The sequence below is a fragment of the Deltaproteobacteria bacterium genome (assembly GCA_009929795.1).
In the GTDB taxonomy this organism is placed as follows: Bacteria; Desulfobacterota; Desulfovibrionia; order Desulfovibrionales; family Desulfomicrobiaceae; genus RZZR01.
This window is the reverse complement of record RZZR01000001.1, coordinates 18,269-43,937: the sequence shown is the minus strand read 5'-3', so window position 1 is coordinate 43,937 and position 25,669 is coordinate 18,269. Positions and strand designations below refer to the sequence as shown.

The window sequence follows — 25,669 nt, the reverse complement described above, 5'->3', positions numbered from 1 at the left end:
GGTCAGTGGGCGGCGAGAATCCGGTGGCCGCAGAACGAACAATCGCTTCCCTTGAGACGGGTTTCCAAAAGAGTGAAGCCCGAGCGGGACATGACCGTCTTGCCGCACCCCGGGCAGATCGTGTCCTCACCGCCACGGCCGTGGCGGTTCCCATGATAGACGAACCACAGTCCTGCCTTCTGCCCGATTCTTCGGGCCCGTTCCAAAGTTTCCAACGGAGTGGGCGGGCGGTCCATCATCTTGAAGGTCGGATAAAATCCGGAAATGTGCCAGGGAACGTCCGGCCCCAATTCCTTGCCGATGAAATTCGCCATTTCCCCCAGTTCTTTGTCGGAATCGTTCAAGCCGGGGATGAGCAGAGTGGTCACTTCCAGATGCCAGCCCATTTCCCGGATATGTTTCAGATTCCTCAAGACCGGTTTCAGGCTCCCATCGCAGATGTCCCGATAGAATGTGTCCGTGAAGGCTTTGAGGTCGATATTGGCGGCGTCGATCAGGCCGTCGAGTGCCTCCAGGCATTGCGGGCTCTGAAAACCGTTGCTGACCATGATGTTGGCCATCCCGGCTTCTTTGGCCTTCAGGGCCGTGTCCTGCATGAGCTCGAAAAAAATCGTTGGTTCCGAGTAGGTGTAGGAAATACTCCGGGCCCCGTGTTGGCCGGCCAGAGCCACCAGTGATTCAGCCTCGACGACATCGCCCTGGATGCGGCCACCAAGTTTTGGAGTTTGCGACAAGGAGCTGTTCTGGCAGAAAAGGCAGGAAAAATTGCAGCCCATGGTTCCGAAAGACAGGGTCGTGGTCCCGGGCAAAAAGTGGAAGAGCGGTTTCTTCTCCACGGGATCAAAGCCCATACTCGGCACCCGGTCGGCCAGGGTGACCAATTTTCCTCCCTGGTTCAGTCGGACCCCGCACCGGCCCCTTTCGTTCGTCTTCAAGCGGCAATGATGGGCACAGAGCAGGCAGAGGACGCAATCGTCCTTTTCGGTTTTCCAGAGTCTGGCTTCGCGCATGAGCAGGTCTCCTTGTATTTGCGATTACAGTCTGTTGAAACTACGTCATTGCAGGTTGCCAATGCAAGGGCCCAAAAATTCATCCGAGTTCGCCTTGGTCCGATGGTGTAAAAATGGTGATGGACCTTGTCTTGGCAGGCAACGATTCATTGATTATGTCCGCCGTGCCGATCGTCGGCCACAAATGAGGAAACGCGCTGTCTGAACAAAGGCATTCCCGAAATGGTCCGATTCATACCCCGCCCGATTTGATTTGGAGTTTGCTTTGAATACCTTTTCCAGTTCCGGATCGCCCGGCAGCTATCTCCTGTGGCCCGTTTACGCCCGGCTGGTGGGGGTCATGGCCCTATGGGGAGGGACCTGGATCGCTGGCCGGCTCTTGTCCCAATCTTTGCATCCCATGACTTCGGCTCTTCTCCGGCTGGCCTTGGCCAGCAGCTTTCTTGTCGGTCTGTACCGTTTTTCTCGCGGCCGATGGCCCTCGCTACGGAAATCGGAATTCCTGCCGGTCCTGTTTCTAGCCCTGACCGGGGTGTTTTTCTACAACCGTTTCTTTTTCACCGGGCTCCAGACGATTCCGGCCGGCCGGGCGGCCCTGATCGTGGCCTGCATCCCGGTCTGCATCGCGGCCCTGTCGGCCGTTTTCTGGAAGGAACGGTTTGGCCCGGTACGCATCTTGGGGACGTTGATTTCTCTGGTTGGAGTGGCAGTGGTCATCGCCGACGGCAATCCCATGGTCCTGCTTCAAGGGGGAGTGCAGACGGGGGACGTCTATATCCTGGGCTGCGTGGCCGCTTGGGCCGCCTATTCCCTTGGGGGCCGCTCGGTGATGAGGACCATGGAACCCCTGTCGGCGGTGACCTGGTCCTGTCTGGTCGGGACCTTCATGCTAATCCCGGCGGCCTGGGGGCATGTGCCGTCGGACTTGATACGGGCCGGCATGGTCGAATGGGGCTGTCTGGTGTTTCTTGGAACCTTGGCCACGGGCGTGGCCTACTACTGGTACTATGCGGCCATCAACACCATCGGGGCCTCGCGGGCCGGGGTGTTCATCAATCTCGTCCCGGTCTTCGCCGTGCTCATGGGGTTCTTTCTTCTGGACGAACCGATCCATCTGAGCCTTTTGACCGGCGGGGTCATGGTCATCGGCGGTGTCTGGCTGACCAACAGACCGTGATGCTTTGGAAGCGGTCTGGAAAAATCCGGGCCGTTTCGTTTTTAGACGTACCGTCTGACGGCCCTGGCCACTTTTTCCGCTGAAATCTCGGTCAGACAGGCATGGCCAAAACGGCACCGGTCCTGGCCGTGGAGGGAACAGGGGCGGCAGGGCAGGTCGAATTCAAGGACCGTGGCCAGAGGGCCGCAAGGAGCGAAGCCCCAATGTCTGGTGGTCGGACCGAACAGGGCCACCAGGGGGGTGTTCACGGCCCAGGCCAAATGCATGGGGCCTGAGTCTCCGGTGACCAGAACCCGGCATCGGGAGAGAAGGGCGCAGGTCTCCCTGATTCCGGTTTGATCGGTAAGGTTCAGGACTGCCTCGCCGGTGACCAGAGGGTCCGGGCTTCGTCCGATAGCGAGGACGGCCAGACCCCGGGCCTGGAGCAGGGCGGCCAGGGCCAGCCAGGATTGGCGAGGCCAGGCCTTGGCCGGATGGGTGGCGTAGGGGTGGAGGGCCACGATGGGCCGGCCCTGGGCCCAAGGGTTTAGCAACCTGTCTGCGGCCTCCTGTTCTTCATGCGAAAGGAATACGGCTGGATGCAATCGCCAAATTGGCGGGGTTGTCTCGTCCAGGGCCAGGGCGTAACGCTGGGGTACGGTCAGGGACAGGAGCCGGCGGCCGATCGAGGTATTCCCGGTCTGGAGATACAGTCGTCGTTCGAGGCCAAGTTTGAGTGATGAGCGAACCGGCCCCTTCCAGAAAGCTCGAAGAATTGTGGTTCTCAGGTTGCCGTGAAGATCGACCAGGGTCGAACCGGCTTGGAATCGGGCAAGGTCCCGGGCCGTTTTTATCCAAGCGGCTCCGTTCAAGGCCTGTTCTTCCAGTCCCTGAATTCGGCCCACGGCCGGATGCCCCTGGAGTATCGGGGCCAATGAGGCCCGGGTGACCACGTCGAAGACCAGCCCCCGGGTCCGGTGCCAGTGGAGAAGAGGGCCGGTGGTCAGGACCAAATCCCCCAGGGCGCCCAGTCGGATCATGGTCATGTTCGAACCATGTTTAGCTGAGCAGACCACGATAGACCTCCATAAGATTTCGGGCCGAGGCCTCGGGTGTGAATGTGGCCGCGTGTTCCAGACCGGCTCGGACCATGTTCGCGGCCAATTCACTGTCGGTCAGAACCCGTTTCAGGGCAGCAGCCATCTCCTCGGCGGAATCGGGCGAGACATAGATGGAACCGGGCCCGCCGGCTTCCTTCAGGCAGGAGCCCGTGGCGGCCACCACCGGAACCCGGCTCCAGAGGGCCTCCAAAATGGGGATACCGAAGCCCTCGTAAAACGATGGATAGACAAAGACCGAAGCCCCGGCGTACAGGGCCGGAAGCTGGTCGTCTTCGACATTTTTAAGGAGAAAGACGTTTTTTTCCAGCCTCCTGGCCGAGACCCTGGTCCGAATTTCAGAAGCCAGCGGGCCGGAGCCGACCAGGATCAGACAAGGGCGGATGGAAGAGGGCATGAGGGCCAGGGCGTCCACGAGAACGAGGGGGTTTTTCCGTCTGGTCAGGGAGCCCACGAAAAGTGCGTAGGACTCAGGAATTTTGAGGGAATCCCGAATGGCACGACGGGCTTCGAGGGATGGGGGAATCATAAACTCTGCTTTGCAGGATTGGTGGACGACTGAAATTCTGTCTTCGGGAATGCCCAGCAATTCGACCAGGTCGTCGGCCGTTTTTCGGCTGACGGCCACGATTCGGTCGGCCCTTTTGGCGCTTCCCACGTATTTGAGCCGGTACATGGTCCGATCCAGCCAGGGATAGTCGTCGGGCCGGCGAAGAAAAATGAGGTCGTGGACCGTGACCACGCTGGGCCCGGGAAATCGTCCGATGTCCAGAGGCAATTCGTGGGACAGGCCGTGAAAGAGATCGGCTTGGTCCCGGGCGGCGACCCGTCCCAGGCCGAAAGTTCTCCAGAATGAACCGTTCATGGTCGCGTCAAGCCCGTGGGGGACGCAGGCCTGGCATCCCATACTCTCGGCGAAGGAGGCAAAGGGTCCCTCGATCCTCGGCGTGTAGAGAATGCACTCCAAAGACGAATCCAGACGACGCAGGTTGTGGACCGTGCTTCGAGCGTAGTTGCCGAGCCCCGTCCTGTTGGTGAAAAACCTCTTGGCCTCGAAGGCGATTCTCATGGGCGAGGCTCCCGGCCCAGCCAATCAAGCGCCAGGGGCAGAGATGCGGCTACGAAACGCACGGTGGTTCCCTGGTCGGATATGCGGATCACGTTTTCCGGGGGCTTCGGCCGGGGCAGTCCAAGCCGGGCCGCCTCTTCTGGACCGTGCCCGGTCAGAACCAATATTGCCGTTTTCAACCCGGTCTGGGAGGCGAATTCAAGATCGGCCTCTTTGTCGCCGATCATGACGCATCGGTCGGGATCCAAGTCGTATTCCCGACGCAGGGAATCCCAAAGGCCAATGGCCGGTTTGCGGCAGCGACAGTTTTCTTCCGGGGCATGGGGACAGAACCGCACGCCATGCAGCCGAACCTTATGTTCAAGCAGAAGGGTGTCCAAACGGGCCTGGACCGCCAGGTAATCGTCGAGGGTGAAATAGCCCCGGCCAATGCCGCTCTGATTGGTGACCAGATGGAAGCGGGCTCCTGCTTCCTGAAGGCGGTGCATGGCCCTGCCGGCACCCGGAATCAGGCGGACCCTGCTTGGATCGCGGAGGTAATGCTCTTCCTCGATGAGGGTTCCGTCACGATCGAGAATGATGTCCAAATGCCCTGCCCTGTGGTTGGTGACGTCAGTGGGGTCCTGAAATGTGGATGGAATGTCGGGCGAGGTCAAGCCCGATCCGACCTCGAAACCGGCCCGGAAACCCTTGCCCTGGCCATTGGCCTCTGTTAGGGATTGGTCGTGGCGTCGGCCTGGGACCCGCCATGTCCGATCGTCGGCATCTTCGCCGGCAACAGGATCGAAGTTCCAGATGGAGGCTGGGCCGGTCCTTTTTCACTCTGCATGACACCACTTCTTGTTGTCGTTTTTCTGACTCTTTTCATTTCCTTTTTGTGTTCCCTGGCCGAAGCCGTGCTCTATTCGGTCAGCTTGAGCCATCTCGAGACTCTCAAGAATTCCGGTCGAAAGTCGGGCCGTATTTTTTTTGAGCTGCGTCGAAATGTGGACAGGCCCATCACAGCCATCCTGACCCTGAACACTCTTTCCCATACAGCCGGAGCCGCCGTGTCCGGAGCTATGGCCGTGGAGTTTTTCGGACACGAACATCTTTTTCTTTTTTCATTGATTTTCACTGCCTTTATTCTATTTTTTTCCGAAATTCTTCCCAAAGTCATGGGAGTGACCTATAATCGGAAGCTGGCCATTATTTTGGCCAGGCCTCTCCAATGGCTTGTCATTCTTTCAATTCCGGTTATCTGGATTTCCAGATTCCTGATCAGTTTTATGCACAAACACCAAGCCGAGCATACCGTTTCCGAAGAGGATCTCCTGGCCCAGATCAGTCTAACCCACAAGGCCGGGCATATCGACCCCCGGGAAGCCCTGTCCATGCGAAATATCCTCAGCCTGGACAAAAAGATCGTTCGAGACGTCATGACCCCCAGGATGGTGATTTTTTCTCTGCCCGCCAACATCACCGTATTCCAGGCCCGGGCCGACAAGAGCGTCTGGCCCAACAGCCGGATTCCGGTCTATGATGACGAGGACCCGGAGGACATTGTCGGGCTGGTCTACCGACGGGAGGTCCTCGAGGCTTTGGCCAATGATGAAAACGACAAGACATTGTCCGATCTCATGAAGCCGGTCCGTTTCGTGATTGAGACTCTGACCCTGGACAAGCTTTTGGTCGATTTTCTGGAATCCCGCCAACATCTTTTTGTCGTTCTGGACGAATACGGCGGCGTGGCCGGAGTAGTGACCCTGGAGGACGTTCTGGAAGAAATTCTGGGCAACGAGATCGTGGACGAAACCGACGAGTTCGTGGATATGCGGGAACTGGCCCGAAAACGCCGTAGGAGCTTGACTGCCGGAGGCGAGTCCAGTAGCCTTGATTAAATCAAGGGGGACCAAAAAACGCCATGAAGACTCGAAAGAACCAACGCGGGCTTTTCATCACGGCCTTCCTGCTCATCGGAGGCGGCATCGTCTTTCTCGTTTTTACAGGACTAAGGCAGGACTCTGTCTATTTTCTAAACGTTTCCGAGGCGTTGGCCATGGAAACTTCGACCATCTCCCAAGCCCGCCTCTTCGGAACTGTGGCCGGGGACGGGATCGACACAGCCGCCGGTGGCCTGGGAGTAGATTTCAATCTGGTGGACAAAGTCGATGCCTCCAAATCTCTGCGAGTCTCTTATCGGGGGGCGATACCTGATACCTTTAAACCCGGGGTGGAGGTCATCGTCGAGGGCGGGTTCGATCCGGGTACGGGTCGCTTCCAGGCCGGAACCCTGCTGACCAAGTGTCCTTCCAAATACACCAAGAACATCGAAGAGTCCTGATCCCGGTCGGCCTTGTCCGACTGTAAGATCCCGCCGGGGCGTTCCCTTTTCCCACACAGGATTTCCACATGCATGTCGTCGCTTTTGCCTGCCTCCTGCTCGCTCTTGTCGTCGCCTCTTTCGGAGGGCTGGCTGCGGCCTGGTCCTTCAAGACCGGATCTCCCGGTTTCGACCGCCGGGCCCGAATGGCCCAGGCTGCCGTGGCAGGCTTCATCCTCGTCGCCTGTGCCATTCTTTTTCGGGCACTCATGGTTCGAGATTTTTCCTACGAATATGTCCACGGATACACGGACACCTTTCTGCCATTTTTCTATCTGGTCACGGCCTTCTGGGCCGGACAGAGCGGATCGTTCCTGTTCTGGACTGCGGCCATCGCCGTTATGGGCGTTTTCGTGGCCATGGGATCGGGCCTGGACAGAGCCCCGGTCAGGGTCAAAGCAGCCTTCTGGCTCTTCTTCTTCCTGGCTCAGGCCTTGTTTCTCCTCATCTTGACAGGTCCGAGCAACCCATTCCTCAGGCTATCTCCGGTTCCCCTCCAAGGGAACGGCATGAATCCGCTCCTTCAGAATCCGGGCATGATCTTCCATCCCCCTTTGCTGTTCATCGGCTATGCCGGGTTCACCATCCCCTGCTGCCTGGCCGCGGCCTTCAGCCTGGGCGGTCGTTCCAACGACTGGATCTCCGTCGGTCGAAATTGGATCTTGATCTCCTGGATCTTTCTGACCGCCGGCATCATCCTTGGGGCCTGGTGGTCGTACATGGAGCTCGGCTGGGGCGGATACTGGGCTTGGGATCCGGTGGAGAACGCCTCCCTCGTCCCTTGGCTGGCCGGAACGGCCCTGGTCCACACGGCGGTCGTCGGACGGGCCAAGGGGGCCCTGGGCAAGACCAACGTCTTTTTGGCCGGACTGACCTTCCTCATGTGTATTTTCGCTACCTTTGTCGTTCGTAGCGGGTTCATCGACTCGCTCCACGCCTTTGGCGGTGGAGGGGTGGCCACTCCGCTGCTCGCGTCCATGGCCCTTATCCTGCTTCTGATCCTGGCGGTCACCTTCGCCAAAAGCGAAGGGCCCGGGCCGTCCATTGGGGACCTGGCCAGCAGGCAGGGAATGATGCTCGTGGCGGCCTGGATCTTTCTGGCCCTGGGCGGGATCGTCGTGCTCGGGATACTCTGGCCGAATATTTCGAGTCTGTGGAGCGCGAGTCCCATGGGCCTGGATGCCAAGTTCTACAACCGGGTCTGCCTGCCTCCGTTCGTTTTATTGTCCCTTTTGCTGGCCTTCTGCCCCTGGTTCTCCTGGCGGGACGGACTCACATCACGCCGGGGCGCCTTGGTCTCGGCGGCCGTTCTGGTCTTGTGCCTTGCCGGGCTGTGGTGGATGGGGATCAGAATCCCCCTGGCCCTTGTCGGGGCGGCCGCCGGACTAACCGTGGTCTTCAGCTCTTTGGCCGTCTTTTTTGTCGACCATAGCGCCCGATCGTCCCGCAAGTTGTGGGGGGCTCTCGGAGTCCATCTCGGCTTGGGACTGGTCGTCCTGGGCATCGCCATATCCGGACCCTACAAGGCCGAGAAGGAGGTCATCCTGACCAAGGGCGGAACCGTGGATATCGGATCCTTCAGCATCCTCTACCGGAGCTTCGACGATCGGGAAACCGAGTCCATGGCCCTGGTCGAAGCCGAACTCCTGGTGGCCAAAGGCGACAGGCCCGTCGGAATTCTCAAACCCCAGAAACGGCTGTATCGAAATTTCGACCAGAGTTTCGCCGAGGTTTCGGTCATCCCTTCCCTGGGCGACGAAATCTACGCCACGCTCCTGGCCTTTGACCAGGATCTCAACGTCAGCCTCAAGCTGAGCCTGAACCCTCTGGTGAACTGGATCTGGATCGGCGGGACCATCATGTGTCTGGCCGGATTCATCGGTCTGGGCCGCACAAGGCGAAACGGCGGGGGAGGGGAGGGCGACCGTTCATGACCGGGGCCCTGATCCGGGCCAGAGGGGTCGGCCACGCCTACGGGACGACGCCGGTCTTCAAAAACGTGGACCTGGACGTCGGAGCGGGTCAGATTCTCCTGCTCATGGGTCCCAACGGGGCCGGCAAAAGCACATTACTGAAAATCATGGCCGGCATCGTCGAGGCCACCCTGGGTGAGATCGAACTGCTGACGAGCCCGGAACGAGTGGCCTTCATGGGTCACGGAACCTTTGTCTACGAAGAGCTGACGGCCCTGGAGAACCTGTCCTTCTGGCGGGATCTCTACCAGACTGGACATGACCGCGGAGCCTTGCGGGACATCCTTGAACGCATGGGCCTCGAGCGGTTCAGACACGAGCGGGCCGGAACATTCTCCCGAGGCATGCTCCAGAAACTCGGGCTTGCCAGGATACTGCTCATCGGACCGGAGTTGGTCCTTCTCGACGAACCGGCCACCGGACTCGACCGAACGGCCCGGCGGTTGCTGCACGACGAGGTGGCCGCGGCGGCCGGTCGAGGTGCCGGGGTGGTCTGGGTCAGCCACGATCCTGATCGGGACGTGTCCATGGCCGACACGGTCGCCTATCTGTCCGGAGGCAGACTGTCCTGGTCAGGTCCGGCCGGGCAATTCGAAGCGGGGAGGATGTCGGCATGAGAGGCTGCCTGGTTCTCGCGGTGAAGGACCTCCGCCAGGTCTTGCTCCGCGGCGGTGGCGCGGTTCAGGCCGTGCTCCTGGGTCTTCTGCTCATTTTCATCTTCAGTCTGGCCACGCCACCCGGCCAACGGGTTCCTGTCCAGACCGCCGTTTCCATCTTCTGGCTGGCATCTTGCTTCGGGTTGGTCCTGGTGTTCAACACACTGTATCGGCTTGAGGAACAAAATGGCCTACGCACGGCCCTGACCATGGCCCCCATGCCGGTCCAGGCGATTTGGCTGGGCAAGCTAATGGCCGGCCTGGTTGTCCTGCTCGTGTCCCAGGCCCTGTTCGCTCCCGGCCTGATCGTGTTTCTCGGCCTGACCGGAGAGGTCAATCCCGGTCTACTGTTCGGCTCCCTGATGGGGGTGAACCTGGGGCTGTGCATCCTCGGTTCCCTCATCGGGGCCGTTTCCCAAGGCCGGGAGGCACGGGACTCGCTGATGACCATCATTCTCTTCCCTCTGCTCGTGCCCCTGCTTCTCGGGGGAATCCGACTGGGCTCGGCCGGGCTCGGGGCGGGAGATCAGGCCGAGGCGTCGGGCTGGATGGGGCTTGTCGCGGCCTTTGATGTTGTCTTTGCCGGAGCGGCCCTGCTCCTGTTTCCATATCTCTACAGAGGAGAATAGAGCGACATGCGCGACGCCGTCGACCATCTGATGCCTTGGCTCTGCCTCCTGGCCACGAGTCTCTTGCTGACGGCCCAGTGGTTCATCTGGGTCCACGTACCGGAAGAGGCCACCATGGGCATGACCCAAAAAATATTTTACTTTCATCTGCCCATGGCTTGGGTCGGGCTGGCCTGTTTTTTCGCCGTGTTCGTTACCTCGGTCGGCGTTCTGGCCGGAAAAGGCCCCGGCTGGGATCTCCTGGCCGGAGCCTGCGCCGAGGTCGGCGTGCTCACCAGCGGACTGGCCCTGGCCACGGGCTCCCTGTGGGCCAGGGCGGCATGGAACACCTGGTGGACCTGGGACCCAAGGCTGACCACGACCATCATCATGTGGTTCGTCTATGTGGGATATCTCGTGCTTAGACGGACCGATCTGGGCGGCTTGAAGAGGACCAGAATTGCGGCAGTAGTCGGAGTGGTGGCCTTTCTGGACGTCCCGCTGGTCTTTCTGTCGGCCCGGATGTGGCGGAGCATCCATCCGGCCGTGTTCGCCTCCGAGGGAGGGGGACTGGAGCCGGAGATGTGGAACACAATACTGGTCAGCTCGGCTGCCTTTCTGGCGCTGGCCGCGGTTCTGGTCCTTTTAAGACTCAGGCAGGGCCTGGCCGCCCACAGGATCGATGTTCTGGTGGCCGGATTTCTTCGAGGATAACTAGCTTGATTTTTTGAACATATTTTCTCAACGGGAGCGGCTATGGACTATCTTTTGACGGCCAACGTCTGCGTCTGGATCGGGATCGGCCTGTACACGCTTGTTCTGTGGGCTGGGCAGCGGCGCATCGAACGCCGGCTTCAACAACTGGAGGGGTTCGGCAATGACCGCTGAGACCGCCCCCCAAAGCCGGGCGACCCTGGTCGTGGCCGCGGCGGCCCTATGTCTAGTCATGATTCTGATCTCCTCCTTCGTCTATCGGATGACCAACCCGTCCCTGACCCTGGTCGCTCGGAGCGGAGACCAGGGAAAGAAGGGCCAGGGCATGGATTCTGGGGCCATGACCGATGTCGCCGCCCACATGGCCATGCTCCAGGAAGATCCCCGGAACATGGAGGCCCTTTTGAATCTGGGAGTGGCCTTCATGCGCATGGAGGCCTGGGACAGGGCGCTGGTGTTTTGGAACCGGGCCCTTGACGTGGACCCAAAGAACAGGATGGCCCTAAATCAAAAGGGAGTGGCCCTGTTTCAAATGGACCGCCACGAGGAGGGAGCCCAGGCTTTCGGCGAACTGGTGGCCTTGGATCCCGACGACTATCGGGCCCACTACAATTTGGCTATCGTACACAAGTATTATCTAAACGATCCGACTGCGGCCAGGGAGCATTTCCAGGCCGTGGTTCGTATCGAACCCGAGGAGCCCGGGCTCCTTGAGGAAGTCGCCAGGGAACTCGAGCTGCTTGAGGCTTCCCAGGGATCATGACCGGCGTAATTCTGGGCCGAACCGGTTTTTTTCATGTCTGTTGCTGGTTTTGGAATCCGGCATGACTGAGGATCGCGGCCGGGCCGTGGTGCTCAATTTGACCAGGTTCGGCGACATCCTGCAGACTCAGCCCGTGGTTGCAGGACTGATCGGGCAAGGTCTGTCCGTATCCATGGTCTGTCAGGAAAATTTTCAAACCGCGGCCGGACTGCTTGACGGGGTGGACGAAATCCTGCCTTTGCCAGGGGCAGGTCTGCTGGCCGATCTGGACCGGTCTTGGCCCGAGGCCATGAACAGGCTTCGTCGCTGGGTTCATCAAGCCTTGATACCCGACACTCCGGATTTGGTCTTGAATCTGACCCCCGGTCCGTCATCGGGCCTTCTGGCCAGACTGCTTCAAGGCCGAAAGTGCCTTGGCTTTGCCCTGGACGAAGACGGCTTCAGCGCTCCCTCGTCCCATTGGGCCGCCTACCTCCAGGCGGCGAGCGTCAATCGGGCGGCAAGCCCCATGAACATCGTCGATGTGTTCTGTCGGATGGCCGAGATCCAAACCCCTCCACCTTTTCGACTCCGAAGGCCGGACTCCGGGGCGGTTGCTCAAGCCGAGGACTTGCTGGTTTCCGGATGCGGCGCCTCGTTTCAAGGCTACATAGGGTTTCAGCTCGGAGCCAGCGATGACGACCGGCGTTGGCCCGTGGAATTTTTCGCCCGGCTCGGAGAGCTGGTCCTGGACCGTCTGAATTGGTGTCCGGTTCTTCTGGGCACATCCAACGAGTCGGCTCTCGGATCCAGGTACAGGTCCATGTCTTCGGCGCCTTGCATCGATCTCATCGGCCGGACCAAAGCCGAGGAATTGGCCGCCGTTCTGGCCGTGCTCCGGTTCCTGATCACCAACGATACAGGCACCATGCACTTGGCAGCCGGACTTGGTGTGCCTCTGGCAGGGATATTCCTTTCCACGGCCCAGCCCTGGGATACAGGCCCTTGGCTCGAGGGTTCCCTTTGCCTGGAGCCCGATCTGGCCTGCCACCCCTGTTCCTTCGGCCGGATTTGCCAGCACAACCTGGCCTGCCGCAGAGCCGTGTCTCCGGAAACGGTTCTGAGCTGCATCGAGAGCCGGGAACGGGCAGGGGAGAAGGGGCTATCTTTTTCCGGTGCCAGAGTCTGGGAGTCCGTCCGGGACTCCAAGGGCTTCATGGACCTCAAATCCTTAAGCGGTCATGACGCCGAACTGAGGACTCGCTGGATGAAGATTCAACGCCATTGGTATCGTCAACTGCTTGACAATGCCGGGTTCCAGACCTTTCCAGGAGACTGGGGACGCGTCGACGATCTGACTTCCTTTCGACAGGAGCTTGAGTCCGTCTCCGGACTTCTGGCCGTGTTTCGGGAGCAGATGGCTCTGGTGGCCAAGATCGGACGACCTGCCTTCCGGGACAAGGCCATGGCCACATGGAACAGGCTTCAGGCCATGCTTTCCGAAGGACAATGTTTTCCGATTCTCGGCCGGATGTGGCAGAGCGAGGCCAATGTTTTGGCCGGCGACCACTTGGTCCTCTCCTCCAAAGTCAGGGAATGGGAGGCCTTTGTCCAAGCCTGGGCCAACGACCTTCGATAATTCTTCGTTTTCGGCACAAAACTTGAATTGGATCCCTCCAAAGACACGTAACGGTTATTTCTTCCGGCAGGGCCTTTGCCATCGAAAGCCCAGCCCACATCGAAGTACAAGGAGGCGAGACAATGCTGATCATTGATGGCCGGCAGGCCGATGTGAATGTCAAAAGTTATGCCAATCTGGAGGAAGTCCTCCAAAACACCGTCGAAGCAGACTACTTCAAGGACCGGGTGGTCACGGACGTGCTGCTCAACGGGGAAGCATTTTCCGAGATCTATCCTCACCAGGCCGAGGACATCGAGATTGAGGAAGTCGATCGTGTTGAAATCGTCAGCGTTCCGAGCGTCGAAATGGCCGTGGATATCACCCGGGAACTGTACAAGGTCATCACCCTGATGGAGAATGGTGGACGCCATGTGGCCGATCTTTTCCGTCAAGCCGACGACGCCGAGGCCCTGGAGACCTACCAGGACCTTCTGGACGTTATGCGGGATTTCCTGGGTATGATCACCTTACTCCGTCAGCAGTACGCGGCTTCGGGATCATTGGGTATTGAAACTGCCGGTAAAGAGTTGACCGAACTCTTTTCGGAAATGATCGAAGTCCAGGAAAATGAGGACTGGATTCTTCTGGCCGATCTGCTTGAATACGAATTCCTCCCGGCCGTGGGCAAGTGGAAAAAGATCATCGCCGATCTGAGGGCGCAGATCCGAAATGAACGTTCGTGAGGAAATGCTCTCTCCGGATGAGGCCATTGACCGGGCCCTGCTCATCGGTTCACGAGAGCTCGTGTGCTGGATGGAGAACAATGACGACGAAGCGACCGAACTCGCTCTGGAGAGGGGAAGACTCATGAACCATACATTCGAGACGCCGAGCGACAAGAGCGCTCTTTCGGACAAAATCAAGGAGCTTGCAAAACTCCAGACCAAGATCACCTTTGAGGCCAAAAGGCTTCACGGTGCGATCAGAGACGAACTGACCGCCTTGCGTGGACAAAGTAGGCGCATCAGCAGCTACAGTCAGGCGGCCAAGGTCACGCCCATCAGCAGCAGATTCGTCAACCGGGCTGGTTGAACAGCTCGGACGACATCAACAGAGCCGATAGCAACCGGGCCGCAGGGATTCTCCCGACGGCCCGGTTGCCTTTTGTATTGGGCTCGACTACGCGGATATCATGAAAACCTTTTCCCTAATCTGGTCATGGATCTGACCCAGACCACAGAACTGACCCTGGAGCGCATGGCGCGGATTCTGGAAACCCACGGTCCAGAACGGACTGCCGTGGCCTGGAGCGGAGGCAAGGATTCGACCGTGGTCATGGCCTTGTGGAGAGAGACTCTGGTCCGAGCCGGACGGGACGAAAGGCCAAAGGCCGTTTCCGTCGACACAGGACTCAAATTTCCCGATGTCCTGGCCTTCAGGGACCGGATGGCCGAGATTTGGGGGGTAAAGGTCTACGTGGCCCGACCGGATCCGATTCCGCCCGAATATCCCGTGGCCGAAGACCCCGTGACCTGTTGCCGCGACTTGAAGATCGTCCCCTTGGAATCCTGCCTGAAGAGCGAGGGGATATTGGCTTTGCTTACCGGAGTCCGTCACGACGAACATCCGGCCCGGCTCGACATTCCCTGGCAGGAGAACCGGCATGGGGTGGTCCGTGCCCACGTCATCCATCATTGGACGGAAATGGATATCTGGGCCTTTGTTGTTCAAGAAAAGCTCGCCTATTGTCCGCTCTACGATCAGGGGTACAGGTCTCTCGGATGCCGGCCCTGCACGGCCTTGATCTCGGGTGAGGGCTCCGAACGCCTAGGTCGCAGCCAGGCCAAGGAGTCGAAGATGGAGGAACTCCGCAGCCTGGGGTATTTTTGATTCAGATCGGCTTATAGTCTGTTCCCGGAGGATACGACATTGGAAACCATGAAGCTCGATCCGCGTTCCATCACCCTGGCCATGTCGGCAAACCCGGCCTGGGTGCCCGTCCTTCAGACCATGGCTGAAACAGGGGCCAGGGCCTTTGGCCTGGACAGGAACAAAGGTCTGCGTCTGGCCATGGGCATGGAAGAGATCCTTGTCTTTTTGAGCCGGATCCTTCCCGGGGAGTCGATCAAAATTACGGTGGGACCGGATAAATCCTCGGTTCGGGCCATGTTCTCCCTTTCCGCCAAATCCCTCGATCTTTCGGCCATGAACGTCGTCGCCAAGCTTGAGGGCGATGAAGACGACGGTCATGACCTGCCACTGATTCTGGCCTCACGCATCAGCGACAGTCTGGACGTGAACCGCATCGGCCAGGACATCCATCTTTGTTTACGCCAGAATCACGTCTATCCCACGATCAGCCCCAATCTTTCGAAGCCCGGGCCGGTCAGGGCCCCGTTGCGGGTGGAGGACTCTCCCGATCCAACCCTGATCGCCGAAGGCTGTGCCCGGACCCTGGCCGCTTTTCCCGAGGGCAACCTTCCACCCTGGTTTGTCAGGCCAGGCCAGGCCGCAGACCTGGTCGCCAGCGGCGATCTCCATGTGGCCATGGCCATGGATGCAACCGACATCCCTTGCGCCTTGCTGTCCTGGCACACGCTGTCGGAACGATGCGTCACCTTTTCCGGACCATGGGTGTTTGCTTCAGGGGGAAACGGAGTTCCCCTCCTTCTGGAGCACATGCTCTCGATCCTGGCCAGAAGCGCAACGGTCAGCCTGTTCAACGACCCGGACGCAACCCCGCCCGGCCTCGATTTCGGGAAGCATGGGTTCGAGCATCTGGCCTTCATGCCGACTCCGGCCTCCATGTTGGGTCCCTCTGATCCCGTCCCGATCTGGTTTCGCCAATTGAACGAGGACAACGGCTTGACGGTCTGGTCCCATCCCGCCTGCGTCTCTTTTCTCGAGGATATTTACGGACGCCTCTTTCTGCCCAGGATCATCCAGGCCGTGGTCGAGACCGGCCGCCACAAGGGTGATCGGTCCCTGTTCGCGGCCGAACTGAAGCCCGAGATGAGCGAAGTCATCATTCGTCCTTTGCTGGACGGATTCGACAACGGTGAAAACATCCAACGCCACCTCCAAGTCCTTGCCAAGGAGGGGTACGAACGGATCTTTTTCTCCATTGATCTGGCCGAAGGCTGGCAGGCCGCCCTGTCCGGTCTTCTGATCGAGCACGGTTGCCAACCTCTTTTCGTGCTGCCCTATGGCGGTCGATCCGACATTTTGACCTTCGTATATGTCCAGCCTGCCACTTGACCGTCTCGTTCCGGGATACATCCGGCGATTTGAAGCCTACGTTCCGAGTCGGCCGGACCGCGAACTCATGCGACTGTTCGGGGTCGATCATCTCCATCGTCTGAACAACAATGAGAATGTGCTCGGGCCCCCGCCAAATGCGAAACGCGTCATCGAAGAATTCGATCCGGATCTGGTTCCGATCTATCCCAGCGGCGACTGCTTCGACCTCCGGACCTGCTTGGCTTCCAAATTCGGCAAGGACCCCAACCAGTTTCTGATCGGCAATGGATCGTGCGAGGTCATCGCCAGCGTCATCAAGGCCTTTTGCGAACGGGGCGACAACATTGTCACTGCGGACAAAACCTTTGCCGTCTACGAATGGGTGGCCGAGTTTTCGGGTTTCCAGGCCCGCCTGGTGCCGCTCAGAGATCAGACAATGGATCCCCAGGCCATGCTCGACGCGGCCGACGGCCGGACCAAGATATTCTTCGTCTGCAATCCGAACAATCCCACTGGAACCTATTGGGACAGGGACACCATGGACGGTTTTTTGCACTCCGTGGGTTCGGATGCCATCGTGGTCATTGACGAGGCCTATTTCGAATACGTGGCCGAGGATGATTACCCGGACGGCATGTCCCTCATGCTGGACCACCCCAATGTCGTGGTCTTCCGGACCTTTTCGAAGATGTACGGTTTGGCGGCGCTTCGCGTTGGTTATCTGTGTGGATCCATGGAGGTGGTGGAGGTCATCCGCAAGACCCACGTGGTCTATTCGGTGAACACTCTAGGGCAGAAAGCGGCCGCGGTGGCAGTGGTGGACGACGACGATTTCATCGCCGCCACCCGAACCATGGTGGCTGAAGACAAGGCCATGCTTCAGGCCGAGTTCGACTCTCTGGATTTGGCCTGGATTTGCGGCCAGGGGAATTTCATCATGGTCCGGGTGCCCATGTCCGACACCCTGCTGTATCGCAAGCTGGCCATGAAGGGGATTCTGGTCCGGACCATGACCGGATTCCGTTTTCCTGGCTGGATCCGGGTCAGCCTGGTCCGACGACCGGTAATGGAGGAATTCTGCCAGGCCCTGCGGGACGTGCTTCAGGGAAAATAAGGTGAGGGGAGCCGATTGTGGACTGAAAGGATCAAAACTCGCTCGGTCCAATGGATTCCGAGTAATCGCATTTCGAACCGCTATGATCGAGCTGAATCCAATCCGTAAACCTCGCGCAGAATTTGGAGGCCTCCGTCTTCGAGGATTGAAGCGGCCAAAACCCGTCCCAGAGATTCCGGATCGTTTCCGGCTCCTGATTTTCGGATGATCCGTCTGCCGTCAACGCTTCCCACCAATCCATCCAGCCGCATCTCGCCGGACAAGTCGAACCGTGCCCAGCAGGCAATGGGTACCTGACAGCCGCCGTCCAATCCGTGCAGAAAGGCCCGTTCGGCCCGGATGCAGTCATGGGTCGGACGATGGTCCAGAAAAGCGAGAAGGTCGGCCAGATCCCGCCGTTCGGTCGAAAACTCCAGACCTAATGCTCCTTGGGCCACAGCCGGAAGAAAATCAGGTGGAACCAGAGGGGTGACGTAAGGAGCCGACAACCCCAGACGGCGCATGCCGGCTGCGGCCACGACTATGGCATCATAGAGGCCGTCGTGGAGCTTCCCCAGCCGAGTGTCGAGATTGCCTCGCAGCATGCGAATGTCGAGTTCCGGACGCAGGGAAAGGAGCTGGCATTGGCGACGGAGGCTGCTGGTCCCGACTATGGCCTTGTCCGGCAAGGCGTCGAGGCCAGAATATTTCGTCGAAAGCAGGAGGTCGACGCAGTCCTCACGTTCGGTGACCACTCCGATGTGCAGAGGATCCGGAAGTTCCGTGGGCACGTCTTTCATGCTGTGCACGGCCAAGTCGGCCCGACCGTTTAGGATGGCCTCTTCGATTTCCTTGACGAACAGCCCCTTGCCCCCGACTTGGGCCAGGGGCACGTCCTGAATCTTGTCCCCGGTGGTCTTGACGATCTCCAGGCGGACGGAAACCTCGCCCGAATGAAAGGTCTCGATCCGTTCCTTGACGTGTTCCGCTTGCCACAGGGCCAACTTGCTTCCCCGAGTGGCGATGGTGAGGGTTTTCATCGGCTGTGCATCCGTTGGCTCTAATGACTGCAGGTCGAGCAACTCTTGCCCGAACAGGAGGAGCAGGGACTGGTGCCCCTGGTGGTCACGGCGTTGGCACTGGGGGATCCGGCCACAATGGGGCCTCCTGTCCTGAAATGGCTGCTGGAGATGAGTTTTTCCGTCTGCCGTGACTGGCATTGAGGGCAGACAACCTCTTCATCTTCCTTGAGAATAATTTCTTCAAAGACACGACCGCATGTGGCACATCGAAATTCAAAAATAGGCATTGGTCTGTCCTCCTCCTTCAACTATTATAAGCTCATTTTTTTAGCGTTCATTCGGCCAAAACGTCATCGTTGCCGTCAAGCGCGGCAATGTCGGATTGAATTTCCGAGATTCCTTCGAAGAGAAAATAGTCGGTCAATTCGCAGAGCAGATGACCGATGCAGATGTGGATTTCCTGGACCACGGGGGTGTTGGCTATCGGGACAAGCAAAAAATGATCGCAGCATCCGGACATGTTGCCCCCGTTGCCGCCGCAGAGTCCAATAGTCAAAATACCGGCTTCCCTGGCCGTGTTCATGGCCCGGTTGACGTTGGGGCTGTTTCCGGAGGTGGAAATACCGATCAGCACGTCTCCCGGCAGTCCGAGGGCCTGGACCTGTTTTACGAATACCTGGTCAAAGGAATAGTCGTTGGCTATGGCCGTCAGAATGGATGTGTCAGTGGTCAGGGCGATGGCCGGCAGGGGTGGACGCTCCATCCGATACCGATTGACGAACTCGGCCGCGATGTGCTGGCTGTCGGCAGCGCTTCCGCCGTTACCGCAGAGGAGAACCTTGGCGCCTCGAGCCAGACAAACGGCAATGGCCCGGGCGCATTGGACGATCCGTTCGGCGTTCTGGTCGAAGAACCGTTTTCGAAGCTCTTCGCCTGCCTCGAGATGACCGTGAATGATCTCAAGGGCTCTGGTCTGCATCATCTCTTCTCCGATTTTATAGGGACTCGATTTTTTTTCCGGCTCCGTGCCTTGGAAGCCGGATGTGGGCTAACGCATTTCATGACGGAAGACAAATGGTCCAAACCTTGATGCCGAGACATTTTCCCGTCGGTCCGAGCAATAAAAGACTTTCATTTTCCAACGAGTTTGATTATAGCTCACCAATTCGTCCAAACCCATCACTTTCAAAGGGAGGTAGGCTGTGAAAAAACTTTTTTCGTCTATGGTGCTGGTGGTCGTGGCCCTGGCCTTCAGCGGCCTGTGCTATGCGGCCGACACGATCAAGATCGGCTTCAACATCCCCCTGACCGGGGACATTCCCAAAGTGGGAGAGGAATCCAAGTTCGCCGGCGAAATGCTCAAGGAAGACATCAACTCCGCGGGTGGACTTGAAGTCGGCGGCAAGAAGTACATGCTCGAATTCATCTACGAGGACAATGAGTCCAAGGCCGAATCCGCCGTTTCCGCATCATTGAAACTCATTGAGCGCGACAACGTGCTGGCCATTGTCGGCCCGAACTCCAGCAAGCAGGCTGTTCCGGCTGGCCAGGTCGCCGACGACAACCAAACTCCAATGATTTCGCCCTGGTCCACCAACCCCGACACCACCAAGGATCGCCCCTGGGTTTTCCGCGCCGCTTTTCTTGATCCCTTCCAGGGACCCGTGGCCGTGGATTTTGCCATGGAGCAGTTCGGCGCCAAGACCGCGGCCGTGCTGTACGCTCTGGACAACGACTATTCCAAGGGCTTGGCTGAAATTTTCCGCGACGACTTCATCGCCAAGAATGGCGCGGGCAGCGTCAAGGCCTTTGAATCATACTCATCCAAAGACCAGGACTTCAGTGCCCAGCTGACCAAGATCCTGGCCGCCAAGCCCGATTTCATCTTCCTGCCCAACAACTACAACGAAGTGGCCCTGATCATCAAACAGGCCCACGACCTCGGCTGGAAGAACCCCTTCATGGGAGCTGATGCCTGGGGCAACTCCGAGCTAATGCCCCTGTGCGGCGACAACTGCAAGGGACAATTCTTCTCCACCCACTACGCCGCGGCCGGCGCCACCGGCGCCACCAAGGTATTTATCGACCGCTACAAGGAAAAATACGGCTATGAGCCCGCCGACGTAGCCGCCCTGACCTGGGATGCGACCCGTCTGGTGCTGCAGGCCATCCAGAACACCGGCGGCCTGACAGGGAAAGTGCGTGCCGACCGCAAGGCCATCCGTGACGCCATGGCCGCCATCCCCGAGTTTCCCGGCATCACGGGCGACATGAAGTTCGACGAGGAAGGCGACCCGATCAAGTGCGCCGTCGTCGTGCAGATCAGTGAGCAGGGTGAATTTGTGTTCACCAAATCCGTTTGTCCGTAACAAACCGGAACAGGTGCGCGGAGCGAACAACTCCGCGCACCTTTTTTTCAAGACCCGTCCGGGTTTTTTCATTGTCAACTCGCGCCTTCGGGACATTGGAACATAGGGGATAAGACGTGCTCGCAAGTATTATGCAGAACCTTTTCAACGCGTTTCAGTGGGGCAGTTTCTACTCCCTCATCGCGCTGGGTTACACGCTGGTGTACGGTGTGCTGCGGCTGATCAATTTCGCGCACGGCGATATTTTCATGGTCGGCGCCTACATCTCCTTTTTCATCGCCACGGCGATCCTGGGCATGGCCCTGCCCCTGCCCGGCTGGGTGATCCTGGCCATGATCATACCTCTGACCATGATCCTCACCGCCTTCGTCGGAGTTTCCATCGAACGTATCGCGTACCGCCCGCTGCGCCGCAAGGGCGCCCATCGGCTGTACGTCGTCATCACGGCTCTGATGTGCGGTTTGGTCCTGGAGAACGGCAACCTGGCCCTGCTTGGAGCCAGCCGTAAGAGTTTCCCCGACATTGTCGACAAGGTCGTCTACACCGTCGGCAACGTGAGCATGACCAACCTCAAAATCGGCGTTGTCTTCGCCGCGATCCTGGTTTTTGTTATTCTGCAGTTGATCATCACCCGGACCAGAATCGGCATGGCCATGCGCGCCATCTCCTATGACAAATTCGCGGTGCCACTCATGGGCATCCCCATTGACACGGTCATCGTCTTTACCTTCATTCTCGGCTCCTCCTTCGCCGGCCTGGCAGGACTGCTCTTTGCCATGTCCTATCCCATCCTCGACCCATACATGGGCGCTCTCATCGGCTGGAAAGCCTTTATTGCCGCCGTGGTCGGCGGGATTGGAGACATTCGCGGAGCATTCTTCGGCGGATTCCTCCTCGGATTCGTGGAAATCCTCGTTGTCGCGGTCTTTCCATCCACGTTCCGGGAACTCATCGCTTTCTCCATCCTGATGGCCATCCTGTGCATAAAGCCCACAGGCATGTTCGGCGTGGCCGGCACGACAAAGATCTAAAGGACAGATACATTTTACCGAGGGGCTTCACACTTTTCTCCTTCACTTGGTAGCCGAGGAATTCAATGCGAAGATTAACCGTCCCCACGATTCTTTTAGCGCTGATAGGCGTGATCGTGTTCATGTCCCATCGGGAATACATGGACCTCTATGTTCAGTCCGTCATCATGTTCATGGGCGTGAACATCATCCTGTCCAGCAGTTTCAATATCGTGAACGGATACATGGGCGAGTTCGCCTGCGGGCACGCGGGCTTCATGGCAGTGGGCGCTTACGTCAGCTCCATCCTCAACGTCTGGCTCTTCACCGATGACAAGGTCTTCGGCGCCGCCGTGATGTCCCCGGAGTTGGCCGTGTACCTGTTCCCCTTTGTCTTGCTGGTGGGTGGAGCCGCCGCCGCCGTGACCGGACTGCTCGTAGCCATCCCCTCGTTCAAGACTCGTGACGACTACCTGGCCATCATCACCATCGCCGCCAACTTCATCATCATCAGCACCATCATCAATATCGACGTTATTGGTGGAGCCAGAGGCTTCATGGGCATGAAGAAAGTTATTTTTGCCATGGGCGACAGCTATGACATCCCATGGATCTTCCTCTGGGTCCTGATCTTTACTGTCGGCACGGTCTTCATCATCCGCCGCTACGTCACCTCGACCTACGGCAAGGGCATCATTGCCATCAAACAGGACGAAGTGGCCGCCGAGATCATGAGCGTCAACACCAACAAGATGAAATTGGTTGCCTTTATGCTCTCATCAGGCCTGGCCGGCATTGCCGGAGGGCTCTTTGCCCACATCCTCGGCTACATCAACCCCAACTCCTTCGGCATCCTCAAATCCACAGAGTGCCTGGTTATGGTCTATCTGGGCGGCATGGGCTCGCTCAGTGGCTCGGTCATCTCGGCGATCCTCTTCACCTTGCTCATGGAGTCTTTCCGCTTCGTAATTCCTTGGATGGACACCGTGATGCACTATGCCCACCTGCTCCCCGAAGGGTACGAACTGAGCCAAGTCTGGAAATGGGTCATCATCCCGCTTATCCTCATCCTGCTCATGCAGTTCAGGCCAGAGGGCATCATGGGAAATAGGGAGCTGTCCGACGTCTTCCCGAGGCTCAAGCGTTTCTATAAATTCAAGTAACCACGCCGGAGCGAAGCCAATGCCACTTCTGCAGATCAACGGCCTGACCCAGTACTTCGGCGGGCTCTGTGCCGTTTCGGATTTTTCCGTTACCTTCGAGGGTCGCGAACTCATGGGGCTCATCGGCCCCAACGGGGCCGGCAAGACCACAGTCTTCAACATCGTCAGCGGATTCTACAAGGCCTCCCAGGGCGAGATCGTCTTCAATGGTCGTAACATCGGCGGGTTGAAGCCACATCAAGTCACTGCCCTGGGCATCGCCCGGACCTTCCAGAACATCCGGCTCTGGCACGGCATGACCGTCCTGGACAATATCCGCATTTCCCAGCACCACCATCTCGGGTACACGCTTTTGGACGCTTTGATGCGGACCAAGACATACACTAAAAATGAAGGCCGCCTGACCAAGAAGGCCGAGGATATCCTGGATGCCCTGGAGCTCAGAAAATATATCGACGAACTTCCGAAGAACCTTCCCTACGGCATTCAGCGTCGGGTGGAGATTGCCAGAGCATTGTCCATCAGCCCCAAACTCCTACTGCTGGATGAGCCTGCCGCCGGCCTGAACTCGGCCGATGTCCGCGGACTCATCGACCTCATACGCTGGATTCACGACGAGTTCGAGATCGCCATCTGGATGATCGAACATCAGATGGCCGTGGTCATGAGCCTCTGCTCCTGGATCAAGGTCATCGATTTTGGAGCGACCATTGCCGAGGGCACGCCGGAGGAAATCCAGAACAATCCGGACGTCATCAAAGCCTATCTTGGAGACGAGGCAATCTAATGCTGCTCGAAATACGCGACCTGCATGTGAAATACGGCAATATCGAGGCTCTCCACGGGATCAATTTCACCGTGGACCGGGGAGAAATTGTGACCCTCATCGGGGCCAACGGAGCGGGCAAGACAACAACTTTGCATGCCATCACCCGCGTTCCTCCGCCCGAGGGATCCAAGGTGACCCAAGGAGATATTCTCTATGAGGGGGAAAGCCTCCTAGGCGTCGAGGCCCATATGGTGGTCCAGAAATATCGTATCGCCCTGGCCCCGGAAGGGCGGCACATCTTCGGCAACCTGACCGTGGAGGAGAATCTGCGTCTGGCCACATACGCCCGCAAGGACGAACAGGGGATCCAGGCCGACTACAAACGCGTCTACGATCTGTTTCCAAGACTCTACGAGCGCCGCAAACAGCGAAGCGAATCCCTGAGTGGTGGAGAGCAGCAGATGCTGGCCGTGGGCCGGGCCCTTATGACCGGAAGCGATTTCATCATGTTGGACGAGCCTTCCATGGGATTGGCGCCCTTGCTCATGTACGACATGTTTCGGGCCCTCAAGGCCTTAAACGAGCAGGGAATGACCATCCTCTTGATCGAGCAGAACGCCAAGCTCGCCCTTCAGTTCGCCGGACGAGGCTACGTTCTGGACACCGGGGAGATCGTCGCATCCGGAACGGCCGCTGAATTGATGACCAATCCGGATATCAAAAAGGCCTATCTTGGCGGGTAGCCGTCGTTCGAATTGCTGCCGTTCTGAAAGGTCACGAATCATGGCCAAATCGGGCCTTCCCCGCTTCCTCGATCGACCCACGGATGTGGAACCTTGTCTGATCCTGGTCGGCATGGCTGGGGCCGGCAAGACGACCATTGGCCGGGCCGTGGCCAGGGCCCTAGCTTGGGCGCACGTGGACACCGATCACATTATGGAGGCATGGTGGGGACAGGACCTCGAATCCCTCCGCCAACGCTTGGGACTCGAAGACTTTCTTAGGGCCGAAGAGCAGACAATCCTGTATCTCAACATTCAGCGAGCGGTGATCTCCACCGGCGGAAGCGTGGTCTATAGCGAACCGGCCATGCGACGCCTACGGGCCATGGGCACCATCGTCCACATTCACGCCGGTCTAGATACCATTCGATCCCGCATCGAGGCAGCCCCGAACCGCGGCCTGGCCATGCCTCCAGGCTATTCCCTCGACGACGTCTATTACGAACGACAGGAACTCTATCTCCGATATGAACAGTTTCGGGTTTCAACGGACGGAGTGGCCGAGGCCGATGCCGTACAGACCATTCTCGATCTTTGGCTGAAAAAGATATGAAGAAAGTTCTTCCAGTCGTGGCTTTCAGGCGTCTCGAGGCCTTGTATGACGATATGCGGAGTGCCTATGACAAAATCTCCGGAGAACTTGGGCTGACATGTTCCGGATGCCCTGACAATTGCTGTACGAGTTTTTTCCAGCATCACACCTATATCGAGTGGGCCTATCTCTGGCGCGGGCTGTCATCCCTGTCTCAAGAGCGTCAAGACTTATTAAAAATTCGGGCAAAGGAGTACATGGAAGGCCTTCGGTTCTGGGTGGCTGGAGGTCAGCAGGGCTCTCCAGGATTGATGTGTCCCCTGAACGAAAATGGCCTTTGCGCCCTTTACGGGCACCGGATGATGATCTGTCGGCTCCACGGAGTACCGAACAAGGTCCACATGCCCGATGGTCGAATCCAAGATTTCCCGGGTTGCTTCAAAAGCCGGGAGCTGGTGGCGAATTTTTCGAGCGGTTCAATCCCCACCCTGGACCGGACCGACTTCTACCGTCGTCTGGCCATCATAGAGCGGGACTTTGTCGGTCTCAATGCCTTGCGTTCCCTGGCCCGGATCAAACTGACCCTGTCCGAGTTCATTCTGGCAGGCCCTCCGAAGTTGCGTATTTTTTAAACCAAAGCATGAGGTTTTAGTGACCAAA

29 protein-coding genes are annotated in these 25,669 nt (G+C 58.5%); 22 read left to right on the top strand and 7 right to left on the bottom strand.

The window, feature by feature from the left end; genetic code table 11:
- Positions 1-2 precede the first annotated feature (2 nt).
- On the bottom strand, positions 3-1,010 hold the full coding sequence (amrS, locus tag EOM25_00225) for an AmmeMemoRadiSam system radical SAM enzyme (protein NCC23611.1): 1,008 nt from the start codon (positions 1,008-1,010) through the stop codon (positions 3-5).
- 340 nt (positions 1,011-1,350) lie between these two features.
- On the opposite strand from amrS, the gene EOM25_00220 reads away from it, so the two are divergent.
- Positions 1,351-2,187 carry a DMT family transporter gene (locus EOM25_00220; GenBank protein NCC23610.1) on the top strand — a complete coding sequence of 279 codons (837 nt, stop codon included), beginning with the start codon at positions 1,351-1,353 and terminating at the stop codon, positions 2,185-2,187.
- Positions 2,188-2,228: 41 nt separating this feature from the next.
- On the opposite strand, the gene EOM25_00215 is transcribed toward EOM25_00220, so the two are convergent.
- From EOM25_00215 to EOM25_00205, 3 genes are read right to left on the bottom strand one after another with little or no spacing between them, the layout of a single operon-like run.
- Complete coding sequence (locus tag EOM25_00215) at positions 2,229-3,206, bottom strand: glycosyltransferase family 9 protein (protein NCC23609.1); 978 nt, start codon at positions 3,204-3,206, stop codon at positions 2,229-2,231.
- 19 nt (positions 3,207-3,225) lie between these two features.
- Positions 3,226-4,353, bottom strand: a complete 1,128-nt coding sequence (locus EOM25_00210) for a glycosyltransferase family 1 protein (GenBank protein NCC23608.1) — start codon at positions 4,351-4,353, stop codon at positions 3,226-3,228.
- Entirely contained in the window at positions 4,350-5,150 is an 801-nt protein-coding gene (locus EOM25_00205) for an HAD family hydrolase (protein ID NCC23607.1), read from the bottom strand. The genes EOM25_00210 and EOM25_00205 overlap by 4 nt, the downstream gene beginning before the upstream one ends.
- 30 nt (positions 5,151-5,180) lie before the next feature.
- Here EOM25_00205 and EOM25_00200 point away from each other — a divergent pair, with 30 nt between their 5' ends.
- The 14 genes from EOM25_00200 (at position 5,181) to EOM25_00135 (ending at position 17,383) form a co-directional block, all read left to right on the top strand.
- Positions 5,181-6,233 carry an HlyC/CorC family transporter gene (locus EOM25_00200; GenBank protein ID NCC23606.1) on the top strand — a complete coding sequence of 351 codons (1,053 nt, stop codon included), beginning with the start codon at positions 5,181-5,183 and terminating at the stop codon, positions 6,231-6,233.
- 23 nt (positions 6,234-6,256) lie between these two features.
- Positions 6,257-6,676 (top strand): cytochrome c maturation protein CcmE, encoded by a 420-nt coding sequence (locus tag EOM25_00195; GenBank protein ID NCC23605.1) that lies wholly within the window; start codon positions 6,257-6,259, stop codon positions 6,674-6,676.
- Between the two features lie 68 nt (positions 6,677-6,744).
- Positions 6,745-8,649 carry a heme lyase CcmF/NrfE family subunit gene (locus tag EOM25_00190; protein NCC23604.1) on the top strand — a complete coding sequence of 635 codons (1,905 nt, stop codon included), beginning with the start codon at positions 6,745-6,747 and terminating at the stop codon, positions 8,647-8,649.
- Entirely contained in the window at positions 8,646-9,305 is a 660-nt protein-coding gene (locus tag EOM25_00185) for an ABC transporter ATP-binding protein (GenBank protein NCC23603.1), read from the top strand. Before EOM25_00190 ends, EOM25_00185 begins: the two co-directional genes overlap by 4 nt.
- A complete protein-coding gene (locus EOM25_00180; GenBank protein ID NCC23602.1) occupies positions 9,302-9,973 on the top strand; it encodes a heme ABC transporter permease CcmB in 672 nt (223 codons plus the stop codon). Before EOM25_00185 ends, EOM25_00180 begins: the two co-directional genes overlap by 4 nt.
- A 6-nt stretch (positions 9,974-9,979) precedes the next feature.
- Positions 9,980-10,666 carry a cytochrome C biogenesis protein CcmC gene (locus EOM25_00175; protein NCC23601.1) on the top strand — a complete coding sequence of 229 codons (687 nt, stop codon included), beginning with the start codon at positions 9,980-9,982 and terminating at the stop codon, positions 10,664-10,666.
- Between the two features lie 42 nt (positions 10,667-10,708).
- The gene (locus EOM25_00170; protein NCC23600.1) at positions 10,709-10,840 is read left to right on the top strand and encodes a CcmD family protein; all 132 of its coding nucleotides are present in this window, start codon (positions 10,709-10,711) and stop codon (positions 10,838-10,840) included.
- Positions 10,830-11,429, top strand: coding sequence for a tetratricopeptide repeat protein (locus EOM25_00165; GenBank protein ID NCC23599.1), 600 nt, complete (start codon positions 10,830-10,832; stop codon positions 11,427-11,429). Before EOM25_00170 ends, EOM25_00165 begins: the two co-directional genes overlap by 11 nt.
- 61 nt (positions 11,430-11,490) lie before the next feature.
- Entirely contained in the window at positions 11,491-13,047 is a 1,557-nt protein-coding gene (locus EOM25_00160; protein ID NCC23598.1) for a glycosyltransferase family 9 protein, read from the top strand.
- A gap of 122 nt (positions 13,048-13,169) precedes the next feature.
- Entirely contained in the window at positions 13,170-13,772 is a 603-nt protein-coding gene (locus EOM25_00155) for a hypothetical protein (protein NCC23597.1), read from the top strand.
- Complete coding sequence (locus EOM25_00150; GenBank protein ID NCC23596.1) at positions 13,759-14,121, top strand: hypothetical protein; 363 nt, start codon at positions 13,759-13,761, stop codon at positions 14,119-14,121. The genes EOM25_00155 and EOM25_00150 overlap by 14 nt, the downstream gene beginning before the upstream one ends.
- Positions 14,122-14,247: 126 nt before the next feature.
- A complete protein-coding gene (locus tag EOM25_00145; GenBank protein NCC23595.1) occupies positions 14,248-14,919 on the top strand; it encodes a phosphoadenosine phosphosulfate reductase family protein in 672 nt (223 codons plus the stop codon).
- Between the two features lie 48 nt (positions 14,920-14,967).
- Entirely contained in the window at positions 14,968-16,287 is a 1,320-nt protein-coding gene (locus tag EOM25_00140) for a hypothetical protein (GenBank protein NCC23594.1), read from the top strand.
- The gene (locus tag EOM25_00135; protein NCC23593.1) at positions 16,268-17,383 is read left to right on the top strand and encodes an aminotransferase class I/II-fold pyridoxal phosphate-dependent enzyme; all 1,116 of its coding nucleotides are present in this window, start codon (positions 16,268-16,270) and stop codon (positions 17,381-17,383) included. The genes EOM25_00140 and EOM25_00135 overlap by 20 nt, the downstream gene beginning before the upstream one ends.
- A gap of 80 nt (positions 17,384-17,463) precedes the next feature.
- On the opposite strand, the gene EOM25_00130 is transcribed toward EOM25_00135, so the two are convergent.
- The 3 genes from EOM25_00130 to EOM25_00120 are packed head-to-tail and all read right to left on the bottom strand — an operon-like array spanning position 17,464 to position 19,363.
- A complete protein-coding gene (locus EOM25_00130; protein NCC23592.1) occupies positions 17,464-18,402 on the bottom strand; it encodes a hydroxymethylbilane synthase in 939 nt (312 codons plus the stop codon).
- Between the two features lie 20 nt (positions 18,403-18,422).
- Positions 18,423-18,671: a zinc ribbon domain-containing protein gene (locus EOM25_00125; protein ID NCC23591.1), complete on the bottom strand. Its 249-nt coding sequence runs from the start codon at positions 18,669-18,671 to the stop codon at positions 18,423-18,425.
- Positions 18,672-18,718: 47 nt separating this feature from the next.
- Positions 18,719-19,363, bottom strand: a complete 645-nt coding sequence (locus EOM25_00120) for an SIS domain-containing protein (GenBank protein ID NCC23590.1) — start codon at positions 19,361-19,363, stop codon at positions 18,719-18,721.
- A gap of 244 nt (positions 19,364-19,607) precedes the next feature.
- Here EOM25_00120 and EOM25_00115 point away from each other — a divergent pair, with 244 nt between their 5' ends.
- The 7 genes from EOM25_00115 (at position 19,608) to EOM25_00085 (ending at position 25,641) form a co-directional block, all read left to right on the top strand.
- Positions 19,608-20,753: an ABC transporter substrate-binding protein gene (locus EOM25_00115; GenBank protein ID NCC23589.1), complete on the top strand. Its 1,146-nt coding sequence runs from the start codon at positions 19,608-19,610 to the stop codon at positions 20,751-20,753.
- Positions 20,754-20,884: 131 nt separating this feature from the next.
- Positions 20,885-21,784 (top strand): branched-chain amino acid ABC transporter permease, encoded by a 900-nt coding sequence (locus EOM25_00110; protein ID NCC23588.1) that lies wholly within the window; start codon positions 20,885-20,887, stop codon positions 21,782-21,784.
- A gap of 65 nt (positions 21,785-21,849) precedes the next feature.
- On the top strand, positions 21,850-22,926 hold the full coding sequence (locus EOM25_00105; protein NCC23587.1) for a branched-chain amino acid ABC transporter permease: 1,077 nt from the start codon (positions 21,850-21,852) through the stop codon (positions 22,924-22,926).
- Positions 22,927-22,945: 19 nt separating this feature from the next.
- Positions 22,946-23,713 (top strand): ABC transporter ATP-binding protein, encoded by a 768-nt coding sequence (locus EOM25_00100; GenBank protein ID NCC23586.1) that lies wholly within the window; start codon positions 22,946-22,948, stop codon positions 23,711-23,713.
- Entirely contained in the window at positions 23,713-24,438 is a 726-nt protein-coding gene (locus tag EOM25_00095; GenBank protein ID NCC23585.1) for an ABC transporter ATP-binding protein, read from the top strand. The genes EOM25_00100 and EOM25_00095 overlap by 1 nt, the downstream gene beginning before the upstream one ends.
- A 40-nt stretch (positions 24,439-24,478) precedes the next feature.
- The gene (locus tag EOM25_00090) at positions 24,479-25,030 is read left to right on the top strand and encodes a shikimate kinase (protein ID NCC23584.1); all 552 of its coding nucleotides are present in this window, start codon (positions 24,479-24,481) and stop codon (positions 25,028-25,030) included.
- Positions 25,027-25,641, top strand: a complete 615-nt coding sequence (locus tag EOM25_00085; GenBank protein ID NCC23583.1) for a hypothetical protein — start codon at positions 25,027-25,029, stop codon at positions 25,639-25,641. Before EOM25_00090 ends, EOM25_00085 begins: the two co-directional genes overlap by 4 nt.
- Positions 25,642-25,669 lie beyond the last annotated feature (28 nt).